Origin of the sequence: Collinsella tanakaei YIT 12063, assembly GCF_000225705.1 — a bacterium.
In the GTDB taxonomy this organism is placed as follows: Bacteria; Actinomycetota; Coriobacteriia; order Coriobacteriales; family Coriobacteriaceae; genus Collinsella; species Collinsella tanakaei.
Map to the genome: position 1 here is coordinate 370374 of NZ_JH126468.1, position 16954 is coordinate 387327.

The following is a 16954-nucleotide window of genomic DNA, read 5'->3' on the forward strand; positions in this document are numbered from 1 at the left end:
TTCAGCCTACTAGGGCGAGGCGAGCCAACCTCCTTCGATCGATGTCCGCCCGCGCCCCGGTGGCTCGTTTTTGGCAGCAAACGCCTCATTTGGCCACCCAGCGGTAACCCACGCCCCATACGGTCTCTATGCAGTCATCGCCCGCGCCGGCGCCCGCCAACTTCTTGCGAACGCGACGCATGTGCTCGCGGACAATGGACGAGTCTCCCGTTGCGTCCCAACCCCAAACGCGCTGGTAAATAAGGTCGCGGTCAAACACCCTTCCAGGGCTTTTGCTCAACAGCGCAATGATGTCAAACTCCGTTCGCGTCAGCTCGACCGGCACCGCCTCACCGCAATCGCCGCGCACCTCGACCGTGCGCATTCCGTAATCTATGGTTAGGCGCTCAAAAAACTTCACCGAAGAGCCCTGCTCGCGAACGCGGTTTTCACGTGCCAGATGAGCTGCCACGCGGCGCCCCAGGACCTCTAGCGAAAACGGCTTGAGCACGTAATCGTCCGCGCCGGCGGCAAACCCGTCCAGCTGGTCCACATCCTCCACGCGCGCGGTAAGAAAGATGATGGGGCAGGCCAGGTGCTCGCGCAGACGACGGCACACCTCAAACCCATCCATGCCGGGCATGTTGACATCAAGGAGCACAATATCCGCGCCGGATTCAGCGCGTGCAAGAGCCGCAGAACTGTCGTTTGCCACAACGGTCTCATAGCCCTCCATCGAAAAATAATCGGCCAGCATCGCCGCGATGTCCTGCTCATCGTCCACAATCAACATTTTGCGCGTTGAAGCTGCAGCTACTCGTTCCACGGTTCCCCCCTCATATGAAAAGCCGGATGCGCGCAATGCGCCCCAACCATATCATGCAACGCAATTGTCGACTATTTTCCTACACGTCGGTACGCCACCCGCCTTAAAGCCACCTTAAGGCTTGCGAAAGATTTGAACGGCAAGAACACATATGCCCGCATCATAATTGATACACTGTAGGTTGGTTCACCATGCACAGGCGGACCGATTCGCAAACACTGAGCATTCTGCCTCGCCCTTTTATATGGATGATTTCATACAAGGGCAAGGTCACCATAGGAAGGGGTTTCGATGGACTCGATCAAGCAAGGCATGCAGGGCCCTGCCGTCGAAGACGTGCAGACGCGCCTGGCATCGCTTGGCTACGCCATCGACGAGCATGAGCTCGAGGGTAGCGACTACGGCGCCTCCACCGCAAAGGCCGTGTCAGATTTTCGCGTTGTATCCGGTCTTGCCACGGGGGACGAGGTCGACTCCGTTTGCTGGAGCGCCTTAGTCGATGCGTCGTACAAACTGGGCGACCGCACACTCTACCTGCGCCTCCCTAATTTCCACGGAGCAGATGTACGCGCGTTGCAGCAAGCGCTCAACGTGCTTGGCTTTGCCTGCGGCATCGATGACGGCTATTTTGGTCCGCATACCGAGGCGGCGCTGCAGCAGTTTCAAGAAAACGTGGGCCTCTTTGCAGACGGCATGGCGTTTCAGGACACTTTTAACTACATCAAGCGCCTGCACCACGTGTGGAAGGACAAGCCTTCCGTGGTGAACATCGACTCCGAGGCTCGCTCCGGCTTTGCCCGCGCAGCAAGCGTTCTTGAGCACGTCAACGTTGCCGTGGGCGGCGAGGACGCCATCGCCCGCAACATCGCCTCGCGCATTTGGAATATCGCGTCCGCCACCACCGAGAACAGCGGCGTGGTTCTGTACGACTCCGAAGAGCCTCAGGACATGGACGTGATCTTTGTCCTTGCGAGCGAACCGCTGCCCGAGTCCGCAGCCCCCGTGGCCACTATCACGCTGGCTGAATGCACCAACCTGTCCCAGCGCATCCGCACCGCGATCGCCGCGTCGACGCAAAAGCCCGCACGCGTGCGTTTTGAGCTCACCGGGCTCACCCGCTACGGCACATTTACCTCAAGTGACGCACAAACTCTTGCAATCCGTCTGCTTGATGGCGTTTGCGACGCACTTAGCGCCTAAAGTACGCTACACTATTCCATTGTCTTGGGGCATCGTCCAGCGGCAGGACCCCGGTTTTTGGTGCCGGTTACGGGGGTTCGAATCCCTCTGCCCCAGCCATTAAGAAATAGCAGGTCAAAGCATGTTTTTGCTTTGGCCTGTTTTCTTTTTCATAGCTCATGGGAAATGCCCATGGGAAATCTATGGGAAAAATTGCCCTCGATACCATGCAAGCCAATGAGAAAGTGCTTAGGGCTAGCTATCGTAGATCGCTAGAAACAGACCCTTTGAAACAGCTCTCAGCGATTTAAACGTGAAGCATTCCTAGAAAAAACCCTATCGGGGAGAGAATCTGCTATGCCGCCGGGAGCTAGAAGAAAAAATAAAAGCAGGGGATTCCCCCGTGGTATTTCTCATTGATAGCGTTTATTCAGCAACGCCAAACAAGCGATTCAAGCCAACCCGCAGCCTCGATAGCGTCCCGTCTTCCATGCCTCGCCCATCGCCGTAGCGTCACGGATGCAAGGCCGTATAGCCTTCAGCCCGTCCACTGATACCGACAACCTTCTAGGAACAAAGAGCCTTGAGGCTTTGGGCAACTCGATAAGGGCAAGCGGGAACGCCTTAGAGCGATTCCCGCATTGCCTTCTTTTATTTATTTATATTCTTTATTTATTAAGGGTACGCTCCCCAAGCGTACCTAAGGCGAGTGGGGAGCGTACCTATACATAGCTTAGGTACGTCTCCCAAGCGTACCTATAGCGCCCCAATGCTAGACAAAAAAAGCGGGCAAGGTCTTGTAAACCCTACCCGCCTATAGATCAATGAGCCTTACTAATCGGGGGCAAGCTCAGTGAGCGCAAGCTCAAACAGATGTTCACCGTACAGCCTCGCCCACGGCTCCCCATCCTCGATAACAAAGCGCTCAACGCCTTTGGGCGCTGCATCCTTCCACGCCTTGCGCCTCTCTTTGGTGTCAAGGTTGTACTTCAGATAATCGCTATTGCCCTCGCGTGATAGCGTGCTACCTACGGCAAACACCATAGAGGCGGGTTTGCTTGTAATCTCTTTGGCTTCATCCATGAATTTATCAACGCTCATTATTGAGCCTCCTTCTATATTGCTTTACTTAGCGCGTTTAAGCATTCCAATTTCCGGGTTTAAACGCCCCACTCTCTTTCAAAGCCGCGAATTCCTCACGATCCATGCTGGTATGTGTCGCTACGGGTTTTTTGCTTTCTGAATGTGAACCGCTTGCAGGCAAACAACGCCCGTTCTCCATACCTTCACCGCTCTGAACAGGTATGATTGGGTCGTGGGTTTGAAGCAATGTATGTCTGGAAGAAGAAGCAACAGACCCGTTATTGTTGGCGTTCGCAGCTGCAACTGTGAGCGCCTTTTCTTTGGGCTGGTTCAATGTGCCAACATTGGCGTTCAAATAGTATTCCGTGCATCGCCCTTTTCTTCCCTTCTCTTTCACAGTGATAAACCCCCGTTCTTTCAACCGGCGTATTGCATCGCTAACGCTTTTGCGCTGCACGCCTAAAAGCGCGGCCATATCATCGGCGGGGAACCATGAATAACGCCGCCCTGCTTCGTCCTCTTTCGTCCAAGACAACAGGCATATATTCACCGCGCCTTGCACCGACACTAGCCCCGCCTCAATCCAATGGGGCAACAATTCAAGTTGAACCATTCCGAATCTTTCAGGTGATACGCGCCGATCGTTAGCGCCCTCGTTCGATGCCATAGCATCACTCACGCCTCAACGCCCGCGAAATCAAGCAGGGCGCGGCGATTGACCCGCCACATGCTCATAACTTTCACGGCCTTAAGCTTTCCCTGTTCGCACATGCGCGTTACGGTTCGCTCATGGCACCCAAGGAACGCAGCCGCCGCTTTGGGCGTTACAAGTGCGGTTTCACCTCCCATAACATCGGCGATAAGCTGTTCGTTTGTTTTGGTAGCCATGTTGCCTACCTTTCCGGACGGTTTCCCGTCCTATCGTTGCGGTGCCGTAGCACCTTGCCTAGCGGACACCATAGCGCCCGCCGTTCACGAATAAGACGATAGCAGACCGAAACGCCAAATTGTTGATAAGTAGCAATAGTTATCCACAGGCTTTCAACAGGTTTTCAACAGTATTGCCTTGCCTAGCAGGGCAAATAGTACACATGTCTCTTATTTGAAGTCTGCAATGCTTAGCGCACTAATCTACTTGTGAAAATGTATGTCGTGAGGTCAGGGACGTTCAGGGACGTTTTCAGTTGGTTTCCTGTAGCGTATTCTGTACTTGCACATTTCCTTCACAATCAAGCCCGCCCACCGGCAAAAAACAGCCGTTCAGATTCAGCGCGTGCTTTAATTCCAACTTTGGCACCGGTTCCCTACTGCCAACCATTCTTTAGGCTATAGGGGGAGTGCTTAATACCTTCTCAGGCGCTTTGTAATGCCTATAGAAGGGATTATATCTTCTTATTGGTGTAAGTACTCATGTAATGACCTTATAAGCCCTTAAATCGCCTCTCGTTGCTTCATAGAATGGGCTTACAAGTGAAACGCACAGAAAAGGGCGCAAGCCGTAAAGCCCGCGCCCCTGCAATAGCCACTGTGCGTGTTGTCCCCGTTGCTCCTATTCATCCGTGCCGGTCTTGCCCAGCTCCAATATCTCCGCGACTGATTGAGTTTCTTCCAAGCAAGCGCCGTATACCTCGCCCATCTTGTCAGCCGCCCGCCTCTGCGCGTCAGGGTCAGCGCTTGTGTAGCGGTTCAGGGTCATAGCCGTATCGGTGTGCCCCATGGAGCTAGAAACGGTCTTAACGTCAACGCCGCTTGCAATCGCCGTTGTTGCGAACGTGTGGCGTAGATCGTGGAGCGCCGGTATCTTTCCTTCAGTTCCCACAAGCTCCAAATCTTCCGCTATCGAATGCCACTTAACCCAAAGCGTATGAGGATGCATGGGAACGTAATCCCTAGCGGCATTGCCACCGCGCGTTGTCTCATAGTCCTTGATATCCCCAAGCACGTACATGTTTTCGCTGAATGAAATACCCGCTTCCAAGCATTGGGCTTTCATAAGAGCTTTACGCGCTCTCAAGGCCTTTGCCAAATCCTCAGGGAAATACACCGTTCGAATACTTGACTTGTTTTTAGGCTCCTTAAGGTAGAAGCCCGAAAAGCAGAGCGGGCTTACTATCGAATCGGCAACATCCTTCTTGCTTGCCTTCCCGAAAGATTCAGCCACCCTAAGGGTTAACGCCTCTAGGTCAACGTTCTTCCAACGCAGAGCGCACATTTCGCCGCGCCTCATTCCGGTATATAGCGCCATGCGGATAGCAACGCTAGTTGGTAGCGTGGGTTTGATATTCACGTAGGCAAGCACCGCGCCACGGTCGGCCTCCGTGAGGCTGTTCGATACGGGAGCCGCTTGTTTGGGAGCCTTGAGGCCGCGCGTTGGGTCTTTGGGTATCAAGTCCCTATCGCATGCCTGCCTTAGCGCAGCCCTCAGCAACACAAACGCTTTTCGAACGCTTGCAGCCGAATATTCCCCCAACGCCTCGCGCATCCACCTAGCTATTACGTCCGGCTGCATATCCCGCAGCTCCATATCGCCGATAAACGCACCGATAACGTTATTGGCAAGGTGCCTGTACCCGTCAACGGTCGATGGTTCAACGCTGATAGCGCGTTCCTCGATATAGCTTGCAAGGTAAGTTGAAAGCGTTTGCTTCTTTGGAGCCTCCAACGCCTCTATTTCGGCCTGCCTCACTTCCCTGTTCAATTGCACCCGCAGCGCTTCAGCTTCAGCCTCTATTGCCTTTTGAACCTGCTTTGAGCGCCCTTTGTCGCGGCCTGTTGTTTTAAGGGTCACGCTCTTCTTTCGCCATTTCCCGTTTTCGTCCTTGTATGGGAACACTGCACGCCACTTTTTAAGGGTGGTTTCACCGTCCTTGCTCCTAACCTCGTAAGGCTCAAAAGAGCAGGTAGTGAACTTATCTTGCTGCCTTTCCATGCTTTTCCTTCCATGGGAAATCGATGGGAAATCTATGGGAAAAATTACCTCAGCTGCATGGTACATCTTAGCTTTTTTAGGCGCAACAGTCATTATTTACGCAGGTAGAGCGCCCGCGTTTTCGCAGGTAGTTAGCTTAGTCAGAAATGTAACCTCATTTTGGTGCCGGTTACGGGGGTTCGAATCCCTCTGCCCCAGCCATTAAGAAATAGCAGGTCAAAGCATGTTTTTGCTTTGACCTGTTTTCTTTTTCGCACAAACGTGAACAACACTATGCTAAAAAGCGCAATACAACGCGCAATCGCCCCGCCGGCGCTCTTGCATGGGTACAAGCCAAGCAACTTGCTTTTATCCACCCGCACCCATTGGAGGCACCATGGCAAACCACGGCGGCGATATGTTTATCAAGGCGCTACAGGATCGTTTTACCTGCAAACGCTATGCCCCAGAGGGCCACATAAGCGACAGCGACTTCAACACCATTCTCGAGGCGGCGCGACTCTCCCCCAGCTCCTTTGGCATGGAACCCTGGAAAATCTTGGTGGTCGAGAATCAAGAACTGCTCCAGCAGCTACTCGACTGCTCCTGGGGCGCTAAGAAAAACGCCGACCGAACGGTAATTCTGCTTGCCCGCAAGAACCTTACAGCGCAAAGCGAATGGGCGCATGACATCTGCCATAACGTGCAGGGCCTCTCCCCTCAGGAGGAGAAGGCCCGCTTGGAGATGTTCCAGACCTTCCAGAAGCGCGACCTGCGCGTCCTTGAAACGTCTCCGCAGACCCTCGATCCCAAGCGCGCGCTCTTTGACTGGGCGTCCAAGCAGACCTATATCGCCCTTGCCAACATGCTCTCTGCCGCAGCCGTGATGGGCATCGATGCAACCCCCATCGAGGGCTGCACCTTCCCCGAGCTCGAACGAGTGCTGGCAGGCCGCGGCATCATCGATACCGCCGAGTGGGGCGTGTCCGTCCTTGTGCAGTTTGGCGTCCACGACCCCAGCCATCGTCCACATCCCAAACTTCGCCGTCCCTTTGCAGACGTGGTCGAGTACCTTCGCTAGCGCAACGGCAAGCGCACGCTGCGAAACACGCACTGCAAAATAAGAACGGGGCCGGCATCGCGTTACCGGGAGAATCTCCCTGGTCGCGATGCCGGCCCCGCCGACTCACAACTATGTGTTGGAGAAATCTAAGATGCTCTAGCAAGCCTTAGGCATTGGCAGTGGCGCCGTCAACGGACTCCTGGTCGTTGAACTCGCCGGCCTTGTAGGCAGCGGTACCCATAGCAGACCACTCAGGCTCTTCGTCCGGCATGCTACCGGCTTCCTTGGTAAAGAGCTCCTTGAGGCAGTTGTAGGCAACCATGATGCCCAGAGCCATAAGAAGGATGGCAAAGACCAACTGCAAACCAGAAGTGGCCATGACGGCCATGCCGCCCGCCTGAAGCGCAGTCACGCAACCAAGCGCGCTCTGGACCAACGAGGTGAAGGTGCAGGCAAGCAGGAACGCAACGGGAACGTAGAGCATGAAGCCCTTGCGACCCGTAGCCTTGCAGAAGACCGCGATGGTGATCATGGTCATGCCGCCCAGCAACTGGTTGGAAGCACCAAACAGGGGCCAGATGTTTGCATAGCCACCAAAAGCGAGAGCAAGGCCCGGAACCAGAGTCACCGCGGTGGCAAGCCAGGGATTGGTGACAACCTTCATGAAGCCGGTCGCGGACGAGGAGTCCTCGGCAGCGAGGGCATCGTTAGTGGTAGCGAAGAACTCCTGGAAGGAGAGACGGGCGATGCGAGCCACGGCGTCCAGGGACGTAAGGGCGAGGGCGGAAACGCACATGGTCATAAAGACGGTTGCAACGGTAGCATCTACGCCAAAGGACGTCATGCCGCGAGCGATGCCCTGAGAGAAGATCTGGAAGGGCGTTGCGGCGACCCCGTTGTTAAGAGCGCCGGTACCGGCGGTGTTGAGATCGCTGAACATGATGCCGGCGATAACGACGGCGAGGATGCCAACAAAGGACTCCAGAACCATGGCGCCGTAGCCAACAGGCAGGGCATCGGACTCCTTCTCAACCTGCTTGGACGAAGTGCCGGAAGAAACCAAGCTATGGAAGCCGGAAAGAGCGCCGCAAGCGACGGAGACGAACAGGAGCGGGAAGACGTTCTTGCCAGATGCGGACAGGGCGGCAAGGGTGTCACCGTCAACGATCATGGGGGCGGTCATGGTTGCCTTGCCGGCAGCGCCCAAAACCACAATGCCAACCACCGCGCAAGCGATCATAACCAGCATCATGATGCTGGTGAGGTAGTCGCGCGGCTGCTTAAGCGTCTGGATGGGCATGGCAGCAGCGAAGACCAGGTACACCATGATGACGGCAAACCAGCCCATCTTGTCCAAGTAGACGGGGAACTGCATGCCCACGGCAAACATAGCGACCATCAGAACAACGGCGAGGGCGAACTCTTTAGCGCCGGTGAGGTTCCACTTGCGGCAGCCCCAACCAAAAGCGATGGCCACAAAGGTAAACAGCATAGAGATGGTACCAGCGGTTCCGCCCGCATAGGACTTGGCGTAATCGACCGCGCCGCTGGTGGCATCGACGACGGTCTTGAACGTACCGGCGACCATATCGGTGAACGCGGCGATAACAATGATGCAGAACAGCCAGCTGAACAGCAAGAACAAACGACGACCCGTGCGACCGATGTACTTATCGATCAGCTGGGCAAGAGACTTGCCGTTGTTCTTCATCGATGCGTACAGCGCGCCAAAATCATGAACGGCGCCAAAGAAGATGCCGCCAACCAGCACCCACAGCATAACGGGCAGCCAGCCAAACATCATGGCGACGATAGTGCCCGTAACGGGGCCCGCACCGCAGATCGACGAGAACTGATGCGAGAACGCGGTGAAGCAGGAGGCTGGAGAGAAGTTCTTTCCGTCCATCATGCGACGCGCCGGCGTCAGCTGCGCGTTGTCCACGCCCCAGCTCTTGGCGAGCCAGCGGCCATACACCAGGTAGCCAGCGGCCAAAACAACCGCAGCGACTACGATTACTGCAACTCCATTCATAGAAGCTCCTTCCCCCAAGAAACTCGTCCAAGCCATAAAAAACAAGGGCCGTCGATTCATTTCGACGGCCCTTGCACCACTCATAGCCGCCCGCTATCGCGCGGGCAAGCCAAAGCATGCGTGCCCGCGTTAGCTAATAATGCTGATAATAATTAGCTGGGCTTGCTGCATGGCTCTAACAACTTTCTTACGTAAACGTGCGCACTGGATGCGCTACCACTCCCTCGTGGAACGATAAGCCAGTTTGTCACTTTATCTAGATGCAGTCAAATAACGCTCCCTTTCATTGCGGGCGTGTAAACGTCTCGTTTCAAATGTGAGAAGCGGTTCCTACAAGCAGCCTATCGCAGCGACTCTACAGCGTCATGTTTGGATCGGCATCCATATCAAAAGCGGCATAATCGCCTTCGCGGTATTTACGTCGAGCGACCTCGGCGATCATGGCGGCGTTGTCCGTGCACGCATGCTGCGGGGGAAGCGTCACGCGGACGCCCCTGCGGCTCAATTTGCGGACAAGGAGCTCGCGCAGATGCGGATTGGCCGCCACGCCTCCGCCAAGGCAGTATTCCTTGGCACCCGTCTGCTTGAGCGCATCCCAAGCCTTCTTGAACTGAACGTCGAACACGGCCGCTTCAAAGGACGCCGCGAGGTCGGGAAGATGGATGGTACGGCCCGCTGCGGCCTCCTGCTCGATATAGGTAACCACCGCGGTCTTAAGACCCGACAACGAGAACCGGTAATCATGGCTGTGCATCATGGCGCGGGGGAAATCAATCGCCTTGGAATCGCCGTCCTCGGCCAAACGCGAAATGATAGGACCGCCCGGATACCCCAGCCCCAACGCCTTGGCGACCTTGTCGAAGGCCTCGCCCACGGCATCGTCCAGCGTCTCGCCCAGTACCTCGTAATCACCCCACGCGCGGACATGCACCAACATGGTATGGCCGCCAGAAACCAGCGTAAAGATAAACGGCGGCTCCAGGTCGGGTGTTGTCAGCAGGTTGGCATACAGATGACCTTCCAGATGGTTGACGGCAATAAGCGGCTTGCCCGCGGCAAATGCGAAGCCCTTTGCAAAGGCAACGCCCACAACCAGCGCACCAACCAAACCGGGACCCTGCGTAACACCAACGGCGGCGAGCTCGCCGGGGGCAACAGAATCTGCCAGTCCCAAAGAAGCAGCAGCTTCCTCGAGCGCGGCATCGACCACGCCCACGATTACCTCGACGTGCTTGCGCGAGGCGATCTCCGGCACAACGCCGCCAAAGCGCGCATGGAAGTCAATCTGCGTTGACACCTGGTTGGCAAGCATCCTGCCCGCCGCATCGATAATGGCAACCGCGGTCTCATCGCACGAGCTCTCGATAGCCATAACCAAAGAGCTCTCTTCCAAAAGTCTGCGCTCGGCGTCGCTTCGCCGCGGCTCAGGCAGGGGCCACGGACGAGAAGCGGCAGCAGTCGGCTCCGGAGACGTAGCGTCCACCGGCAATACCAGCGGCAACGTCGCGGTCATGATGCACGCATCCGCGCCAGTCCCATAGTAGCCGCGACGCACTCCGCTGCGGGAAAAGCCCAACGACTCGTACAGTGCGATCGCCGTGCCGTTATTCGCTTCGACCTCAAGCGATGCAGTAGTGCAGCCAAGCATCTGGGCATCATAGCTCACATGGGAGAGCAGCTTGCGCGCGATGCCCTGACGGCGGCGATCCGGCGCCACCGCGACATCTAGGATCTCTACGTCGGTATCGATCGCCATGCCTCCCGCGATACCCACTAACTCGCCATTGTCATGCGCAACCCACCAGGAACGGGGCGCCGCGGCATCCGACGCCAGCTCGGACATAAATTGTTGCGGAGACCAGGGCGTGTGGCTCGCGTCGGCAAAACACGCCGCTTCGAGCTCGGCGGCGGCTTCTGCGTCCGCGGGCCCCATGGGACGGAACTGCAGGTGTCTTCCGGCAAGCTCGTCCGCAACGCCCGTGACCTCGCTCTTCGCGCTCTGGGCTAGACCAAGACGCTTGCGCTCGTTCTCCTCTGCATCGGACAAGCGGGTATATACGGGCAAAACCTGCGCAGGGTCGCCGCTCTGATCATGCAGCATTGCCCTGGAGCTAGCGGCGGCAAGCAGCAAACCCTCTCCAGAGGGCCACCAAAGCTCGCGACCGAGAACGCGCTCCATCAGGCCGGCACCTTCAAACAGCTTGGCATAGCGCACCAAGCCGTCTCCCGTGATCTGCAGCTCGCCGCAGTCCGGACGCGAAGACCACTCTTCAACGGCGACGGCTGCCTTGACAACGCGCTCGCGCTCAAACAGACGGTGCGGCCCGTCCTCATCAACGCTATAGAGCGCGGGGTACACCTCGCCGCGCATGGCGTCCGCCGCCACACCAAGTAAACCGCGAACGCCGGCGCGCCACGCGGTCCATGCAGAAGCATCAAGCGTGGACACCCCGTACAGGGGCACGCCCGCGCCACGGGCAAGTCCCTTTGCCGTAGAGATGCCAATGCGCACGCCGGTAAACGACCCCGGACCACGCCCAACCAACACGGCACCCACTTTATCCATAGACACACCGGCATCTTGAAGAACTGCGTCGACCGTATTCACCAACTCCACATTGGCGTGACGGCGGCACATGTGGTCCTGGTGAGACAGAAGTTCAACGCCGCCGCCGTCCGGGGTCGCCGTCCACTCTGCGCACGCGCAGGCAAGCATATCCGTCGAGGTATCAAGTGCAACTACTAACATGGTTTCAAACCGTTTCCTGTTCCTATGGCGCCGCAACCCTAGGCAACGCCTTTCATCGCGGCGTCAATTTGCACCGCAAGCTCCTCTGCCCGCTTCCCAAACGGCTCAAGGCGAATAGAACGCCGGTGCTCCCCTTGACGTTCGATCACCACGGACAGGTATTCATCACACAGCTCATCTTGGAACTGTTCGCCCCACTCGAGCAGACACGCGCCTTCGTAGCCAAGCACGTCAAAGATGCCCGTGTCTTCGAGTTCGTAGGCATGCTCCAAACGATACAGGTCAAAGTGAAAAAGCGGAATCCTGCCGCCGTCATGCACTGCCATCAGTGCAAACGTTGGACTGGTCACGGGATGGGCATCACCCAGACCGCGCGACACGCCCTTGGTGAAATGAGTCTTGCCCACACCAAGCCCGCCGGTGAGAATGAGAACATCGCCCTCGTTCAGAAAAGCCGCGACCAGTTCTCCAAAGCGCTCGGTATCCTCGACCGACTCGCTCTGATAGCGGCACCCGGCCTCTCGCGTTAATGACATAGCCGCTACTCCTTAAGCCTGGGCAACGCATCTGAATGAACCGCGGCATCCCGCTGCTCATCCTGTGGGTGACGAGCGAGATAATCGCCCAGCATTCTAAAGTCCGCCTCCAGCAACTCCTGCCAAGCCGGGTTGCGCAGGGCCGCCGCAGGATGGAGCGTGGGCATTACCACAAAATGACCCATCTGATGGAACCTGCCGCGAAGCTTGGTAATGCCTATCTCCGTCTTCAGCACAAAATGCGTTGCAGGATTACCTAGCGTAACGATGATGTCCGGCCAGATGCTGCGAATCTGCTCGCGCAGAAACGGGGAACAGGCCAGCACTTCGTCGGGCTTGGGATTGCGATTTGCCGGCGGACGGCACTTAAGAACGTTGGCGATATAGATATCCTCTCGCGCAAGACCAGCTAGAGAGAGGATACCGTTAAGATTCTCCCCCGCCCTGCCCACAAAGGGCTCACCCTGCAGGTCTTCGTTCTTACCCGGAGCCTCTCCCACAAACATGACGCGCGCTTGAGGGTTCCCCACTCCAAAGACAATGTTGTTACGCGTCTCGCACAGAGGACACAGCCGACAATCGCCCAGCACCGCGCGAATCTCGTCCAAAGACACCTCGCGGGGGGCCTGATTGTCATGCCCAGGAATATGCATTACGCCCATGGGGCCTCCTAGATATAAACCTTCTCGAGCCGCATGCCAAACCCGCAGGCAACCTCATAGTTGATGGTGCCGCGCAAGCGAGCCATCTCGTCCATGGAAATTACCGCATCGCCGTCTTTGCCAACGATGGTAATCAGGTCGCCCACCTCCGCCTCGGGCATTTGCCGTGCCGGCGTCTGCTGGATTGCGACCATACATTGGTCCATGCAGATATTGCCCACCTGGCGAATCCGCTGTCCACGATAGAGAACATCCATCTTGTTGGACAGTGTACGGGGCAAGCCGTCTGCATATCCAACGGGAATAGTGCACACCTGAACACGGGCGCGCGGAACGCGGAATGTGAAACCGTATCCCACTCCCTCGCCCATCGCCGGATGAATAGTGCGCGTCACACGGGCGCGGACGCTCATAACGGGTTCAAGCGGCATGATCGGGGCGCTCTTTTCGCAGGGCTGCAGTCCGTACAAGCCAATTCCCGCTCTGATCATGTCGAACTGCATCGAATGATCCAGCATGGAAGCCGGGGTGTTGCTGCAATGCACAATGCCGCACTCAAAACCCGCATCCTTCATTGCGGCGACGGCTTCGCTAAAGCGCGTGCACTGCAGTCGATAATCCCAGCCATCGGGATCGTCTGCTGTGGCAAAGTGCGTAAACACGCCATCGCACTCGATACCGCGATGGAAGTCGATCTCGCGCCTAAACTCGAGCACGTCGGTAAAGCGCACGCCAATCCTATTCATGCCGGTTTCGATAGCCATGTGGTACTTGCCCACGCACCCCATCTCCACAGCGCGCTCGCCATAGGCAAGGGCGAATTCGGACGAGTAGACCGACGGCATGATTTGATATTCAAGCAAGGTATCGCAGGCGTCGATTGGCGGCTCATTAAGAACCAGAATGGGAGACTTGATTCCGCCCTCGCGCAGCTGAACACCCTCGGAAACCGTGGCGACCGCGAACATGTCCGCACCGGTAGCATGCATGATCTTGGCGCACTGCACGGCGCCGTGACCGTACGCATCAGCCTTGACCACACAGCATAAACGCTTGCCATATCCAAGAAGGTTCTTAAATGCTCGCGTATTGCGGCGAAGCGCCCCCTGGTCAATCTCTACCCATGCCCAACGAGTTGCGGGCTCTTTGCTACTAGGCATCGCTATTCTCCTTTGGAAGCTGCAGCACCCAGCCCCGTAAGGGCATGCATCGCCTCGTCCTCTACCAATTGTAAAGCCTGACCAATGACATCGATGAGGTCGGTTGCTATCACGCTGCGCTCGCCCATCTCAGCCGCCGCCGCAAACCCCGTATAAGAGTGAACGGTCACGGCGTAGGCGCCAAACTCCGGCCATGCATCAGACCGAGCATGCGCCGTTGCAACTATGCCGGCAATAATGCCGCTTAGCACATCTCCAGAACCAGCGGTGGCAAGCGATGCGGGACCAGCCGTGGGGATCAGCACCTTATCTACACCAACCACAGCAGTTGTGGGCCCCTTGGCAATAACAAGCATGTTATCCGAGCCACAAGCCCATAAAATGCGCTGAGAAGCCTCGATTGCGCTGCGGAGGTCATGAACAGGGTCTCCCGCAACGAGACGAGAAAGCTCGCGATGATGCGGCGTCAAAATCAGCGCACCGTTGCGGCGAAGCAGTTCAGGAGTTTTATCGATGCCGTCAATAGAGCCACGACCCAGGCAGTTCAACGCATCGGCGTCGAGAATTAGGGGCACATCGCTCTCCAAAAGGCCGCTGACCACTTGCATGCAACCCGATGCCGTCGTCATACCAGGACCGCACAGAACAACATCATATTTTGGAGCGATTTCACAGATGACGGAACGAGCAGCCGCCCCAAATGAACCACGGGAATCAGAGGGAATGGCGACAACCGGAATAGAGGGCAGCGCCAGACGAATGAGGTTGGCACAGGAATCCGGAGCTGCAACGGTAACGTATCCGGCGCCCGCGCGGGCCGCAGACTTGGCAGCCATCATAGCAGCTCCAGGGTACATCGCGGAACCCGCGACAACTAGCACCGATCCGCGAGAGTACTTGTCGATGTTGCCGGGCAGAGGCTCAATAAAATCAGCCATGTCAACGGGGTCGACAAACTCTGCCGCATGGTCTACTTCGCCAATAACCTCGTCAAGGTTGTCGTACAGCTCTCCGCAGACAAGCTCGCCCGCAAACTCTGGACCATCGCCACTATAAAGACCAATTTTGGGCGCGAGCATGGTCGCAGTCAAATCAGCGCGCACGCACGCTTCAGCGCGCTCTCCGGTCTCAGAATCAAGACCAGAAGGCACGTCGACCGAAATCACCGAGGCGCCAATCTCATTGAGAGCGGAAATCCAAATATTGAACGGGGGGCGAAGCTCACCATGGAATCCCGTACCAAGAATGGCGTCAATAACAAGGTCAGATTGCTCAATAAGCTCAACAAGTTCATCACGCGAAGGCCCGACATGAACAGCGACGTCACGTCCAGCAGTTCGACGAGCAACATGACGAGCCAGCGCACTTGGAATTTCATCGGGATCGACGGGGGTTACAACATGGACGTCGGAACCCTTTTGACTAAGAATGTCGGCGGCGACCCACCCATCACCACCGTTATTGCCAAATCCGCAAAGAACCAGAACGCTCTTAGGGGAACGAGCCTCGGCAAGGCTCGCAACAAACTCTCCGGCAAGCTCCATGAGCTCCGCTTTTGAAGTGCCCTCTTTTTCGATAAGGTCCTCGAGTCGACGAACCTCTTCAGTACTCAAAACCGGCTTCATCTCAATTCTCCTATTCCGTGATTTGAGATTCTCCAGATATAGATACAAGCTCAGCATCCTGAACACGCTCAAGTTCCTCTAGAACGCTTTTAGCCTCTCTAAACGAGCGTGCAATACGGGCCTTTTCCGACTCCCTATCGGGCTTTTGCTTAGGTCGAGCATCTTCGGTAATTGTCATAGCATTTGCAACGGCTACATCATTGGTGAATGAGAGTGAGATGGCGACTTCAACAATTCCAAGATCCTGAGCAATCTCAAGAGCTCGACCATTAAGAACAGCAACGGGCTTTCCAGAAGCGTCACGAGAAACAGAGACGTCTCGTCTACCAATTCCAGAGCTAAATCCTGTGCCAAGAGCCTTTAAGACAGCCTCTCGAGCAGCAAATCGGCAGGCATAATGAGCAGCTGGGCGATTCGAAGACTCGCAGTACGCCCGCTCTTCATCAGTAAAAACACGAGTAGCAAAAGAGGGGGTCCTCTTAAGAATGGACTCCATACGAGCAATCTCAACAATATCAACACCAATACCAGCGCGAGCCATAAACACACCTCCCAGCCATAACACATATCCGCAATATTGTAACGGCTTAAGAGGAATGATGAGGCGACATGGAGCCGATAGCAGACGCTCAGCAGAGACATACTGAATAGACAAGCAAAAGGAGCGGGGCCCCGAGGGCCCCGCTCCGCACCGACGTGAAAGTGCCGTCCACCGGTCAGCGGCGCCCTGCTCTCCCACGGGCTTCCCCCGCAGTACCATCGGCGCTCGTCGGCTTAGCTTCCGGGTTCGGAATGGGTCCGGGCGTGCCCCGCCCGCCATGGCCGCTGACCGGTGGGCGGCGCTCCGCCCACCATGAGGTGGTTATGTGTGTCCGGGCGGACCCTCGTGCCCTGGGGGCCGCACAGCGAGGAGATGGACCTTGGGGTTCGACGTCCGATCCGACCGGAAGCATCGCGCGGCACCCGTCCCTAGCGAGACGGCACCCGCGGCGATATGAAATGCTCGGGTAAGAGCTCGGGCGATTAGTGCCGCTCGGCTGAGGCCGTCGCCGACCTTGCACCTGCGGCCTATCGACCAGGTGTTCTACCTGGGCCCTTACCAGAAGGAGAACTGATCTCGGGAACGGCTTCCCGCTTAGATGCCTTCAGCGG

General features: G+C 56.7%; 14 protein-coding genes, 1 tRNA gene and 2 rRNA genes. 3 read left to right on the plus strand and 14 right to left on the minus strand.

Annotated elements, in window-relative coordinates; all coding sequences use genetic code 11:
• Window positions 1-85: 85 nt before the first annotated feature.
• Window positions 86-805, minus strand: a complete 720-nt coding sequence (locus HMPREF9452_RS05065; RefSeq protein ID WP_232205021.1) for a response regulator transcription factor — start codon at window positions 803-805, stop codon at window positions 86-88.
• A 291-nt stretch (window positions 806-1096) separates the two neighbouring features.
• On the opposite strand from HMPREF9452_RS05065, the gene HMPREF9452_RS05070 reads away from it, so the two are divergent.
• Together HMPREF9452_RS05070 and HMPREF9452_RS05075 are read left to right on the plus strand one after the other, a co-directional pair.
• Window positions 1097-2005, plus strand: coding sequence for a peptidoglycan-binding domain-containing protein (locus tag HMPREF9452_RS05070; protein WP_009141057.1), 909 nt, complete (start codon window positions 1097-1099; stop codon window positions 2003-2005).
• A gap of 25 nt (window positions 2006-2030) precedes the next feature.
• Window positions 2031-2104: transfer RNA gene (locus HMPREF9452_RS05075), tRNA-Gln, on the plus strand.
• 714 nt (window positions 2105-2818) lie between these two features.
• Here the strand turns inward: HMPREF9452_RS05075 and HMPREF9452_RS05080 are convergent.
• From HMPREF9452_RS05080 to HMPREF9452_RS05095, 4 genes are all read right to left on the minus strand, one after another.
• Window positions 2819-3085, minus strand: coding sequence for a hypothetical protein (locus HMPREF9452_RS05080; RefSeq protein ID WP_009141058.1), 267 nt, complete (start codon window positions 3083-3085; stop codon window positions 2819-2821).
• 37 nt (window positions 3086-3122) lie between these two features.
• Window positions 3123-3680 carry a helix-turn-helix domain-containing protein gene (locus HMPREF9452_RS05085; protein WP_040362340.1) on the minus strand — a complete coding sequence of 186 codons (558 nt, stop codon included), beginning with the start codon at window positions 3678-3680 and terminating at the stop codon, window positions 3123-3125.
• A gap of 62 nt (window positions 3681-3742) precedes the next feature.
• The gene (locus tag HMPREF9452_RS05090) at window positions 3743-3955 is read right to left on the minus strand and encodes a helix-turn-helix domain-containing protein (RefSeq protein WP_009141060.1); all 213 of its coding nucleotides are present in this window, start codon (window positions 3953-3955) and stop codon (window positions 3743-3745) included.
• Between the two features lie 661 nt (window positions 3956-4616).
• Window positions 4617-5996, minus strand: coding sequence for a tyrosine-type recombinase/integrase (locus HMPREF9452_RS05095; RefSeq protein WP_009141061.1), 1380 nt, complete (start codon window positions 5994-5996; stop codon window positions 4617-4619).
• Window positions 5997-6372: 376 nt separating this feature from the next.
• Between HMPREF9452_RS05095 and HMPREF9452_RS05100 the strand changes: the two genes are divergently transcribed.
• Window positions 6373-7056: an NAD(P)H-dependent oxidoreductase gene (locus HMPREF9452_RS05100; RefSeq protein WP_009141062.1), complete on the plus strand. Its 684-nt coding sequence runs from the start codon at window positions 6373-6375 to the stop codon at window positions 7054-7056.
• 148 nt (window positions 7057-7204) lie between these two features.
• Here the strand turns inward: HMPREF9452_RS05100 and HMPREF9452_RS05105 are convergent, their stop codons facing one another.
• The 9 genes from HMPREF9452_RS05105 to HMPREF9452_RS05140 form a co-directional block, all read right to left on the minus strand.
• Entirely contained in the window at window positions 7205-9070 is a 1866-nt protein-coding gene (locus tag HMPREF9452_RS05105; RefSeq protein WP_009141063.1) for a carbon starvation CstA family protein, read from the minus strand.
• A gap of 355 nt (window positions 9071-9425) precedes the next feature.
• Window positions 9426-11819: a tRNA (adenosine(37)-N6)-threonylcarbamoyltransferase complex transferase subunit TsaD gene (gene tsaD, locus HMPREF9452_RS05110; RefSeq protein WP_009141064.1), complete on the minus strand. Its 2394-nt coding sequence runs from the start codon at window positions 11817-11819 to the stop codon at window positions 9426-9428.
• A 38-nt stretch (window positions 11820-11857) separates the two neighbouring features.
• Window positions 11858-12355 carry a tRNA (adenosine(37)-N6)-threonylcarbamoyltransferase complex ATPase subunit type 1 TsaE gene (gene tsaE, locus HMPREF9452_RS05115; RefSeq protein WP_009141065.1) on the minus strand — a complete coding sequence of 166 codons (498 nt, stop codon included), beginning with the start codon at window positions 12353-12355 and terminating at the stop codon, window positions 11858-11860.
• 5 nt (window positions 12356-12360) lie between these two features.
• Window positions 12361-13017 carry a uracil-DNA glycosylase gene (locus HMPREF9452_RS05120; RefSeq protein WP_009141066.1) on the minus strand — a complete coding sequence of 219 codons (657 nt, stop codon included), beginning with the start codon at window positions 13015-13017 and terminating at the stop codon, window positions 12361-12363.
• Between the two features lie 8 nt (window positions 13018-13025).
• Entirely contained in the window at window positions 13026-14177 is a 1152-nt protein-coding gene (gene alr / locus HMPREF9452_RS05125) for an alanine racemase (RefSeq protein WP_009141067.1), read from the minus strand.
• 2 nt (window positions 14178-14179) lie between these two features.
• Window positions 14180-15802, minus strand: coding sequence for a bifunctional ADP-dependent NAD(P)H-hydrate dehydratase/NAD(P)H-hydrate epimerase (locus HMPREF9452_RS05130; RefSeq protein WP_009141068.1), 1623 nt, complete (start codon window positions 15800-15802; stop codon window positions 14180-14182).
• A 10-nt stretch (window positions 15803-15812) separates the two neighbouring features.
• Window positions 15813-16343 (minus strand): holo-ACP synthase, encoded by a 531-nt coding sequence (gene acpS, locus HMPREF9452_RS11555; RefSeq protein ID WP_083821754.1) that lies wholly within the window; start codon window positions 16341-16343, stop codon window positions 15813-15815.
• Between the two features lie 173 nt (window positions 16344-16516).
• Window positions 16517-16632, minus strand: a 5S ribosomal RNA gene (rrf, locus tag HMPREF9452_RS05135).
• Between the two features lie 173 nt (window positions 16633-16805).
• Window positions 16806-16954 (minus strand): 23S ribosomal RNA (locus HMPREF9452_RS05140); the annotation flags it as partial.

Bases quoted from the DNA above. Each gene is read 5' to 3' on its own strand.
- HMPREF9452_RS05120 (WP_009141066.1), bottom strand. From the start codon at position 13,017: ATGGGCGTAATGCATATTCCTGGGCATGACAATCAGGCCCCCCGCGAG.
- HMPREF9452_RS05080 (WP_009141058.1), bottom strand. From the start codon at position 3,085: ATGAGCGTTGATAAATTCATGGATGAAGCCAAAGAGATTACAAGCAAA.
- HMPREF9452_RS05095 (WP_009141061.1), bottom strand. From the start codon at position 5,996: ATGGAAAGGCAGCAAGATAAGTTCACTACCTGCTCTTTTGAGCCTTAC.
- HMPREF9452_RS05085 (WP_040362340.1), bottom strand. From the start codon at position 3,680: ATGGTTCAACTTGAATTGTTGCCCCATTGGATTGAGGCGGGGCTAGTG.
- HMPREF9452_RS05105 (WP_009141063.1), bottom strand. From the start codon at position 9,070: ATGAATGGAGTTGCAGTAATCGTAGTCGCTGCGGTTGTTTTGGCCGCT.
- alr (WP_009141067.1), bottom strand. From the start codon at position 14,177: ATGCCTAGTAGCAAAGAGCCCGCAACTCGTTGGGCATGGGTAGAGATT.
- HMPREF9452_RS05090 (WP_009141060.1), bottom strand. From the start codon at position 3,955: ATGGCTACCAAAACAAACGAACAGCTTATCGCCGATGTTATGGGAGGT.
- HMPREF9452_RS05130 (WP_009141068.1), bottom strand. From the start codon at position 15,802: ATGAAGCCGGTTTTGAGTACTGAAGAGGTTCGTCGACTCGAGGACCTT.
- tsaE (WP_009141065.1), bottom strand. From the start codon at position 12,355: ATGTCATTAACGCGAGAGGCCGGGTGCCGCTATCAGAGCGAGTCGGTC.
- HMPREF9452_RS05070 (WP_009141057.1), top strand. From the start codon at position 1,097: ATGGACTCGATCAAGCAAGGCATGCAGGGCCCTGCCGTCGAAGACGTG.
- HMPREF9452_RS05100 (WP_009141062.1), top strand. From the start codon at position 6,373: ATGGCAAACCACGGCGGCGATATGTTTATCAAGGCGCTACAGGATCGT.
- acpS (WP_083821754.1), bottom strand. From the start codon at position 16,343: ATGGCTCGCGCTGGTATTGGTGTTGATATTGTTGAGATTGCTCGTATG.
- tsaD (WP_009141064.1), bottom strand. From the start codon at position 11,819: ATGTTAGTAGTTGCACTTGATACCTCGACGGATATGCTTGCCTGCGCG.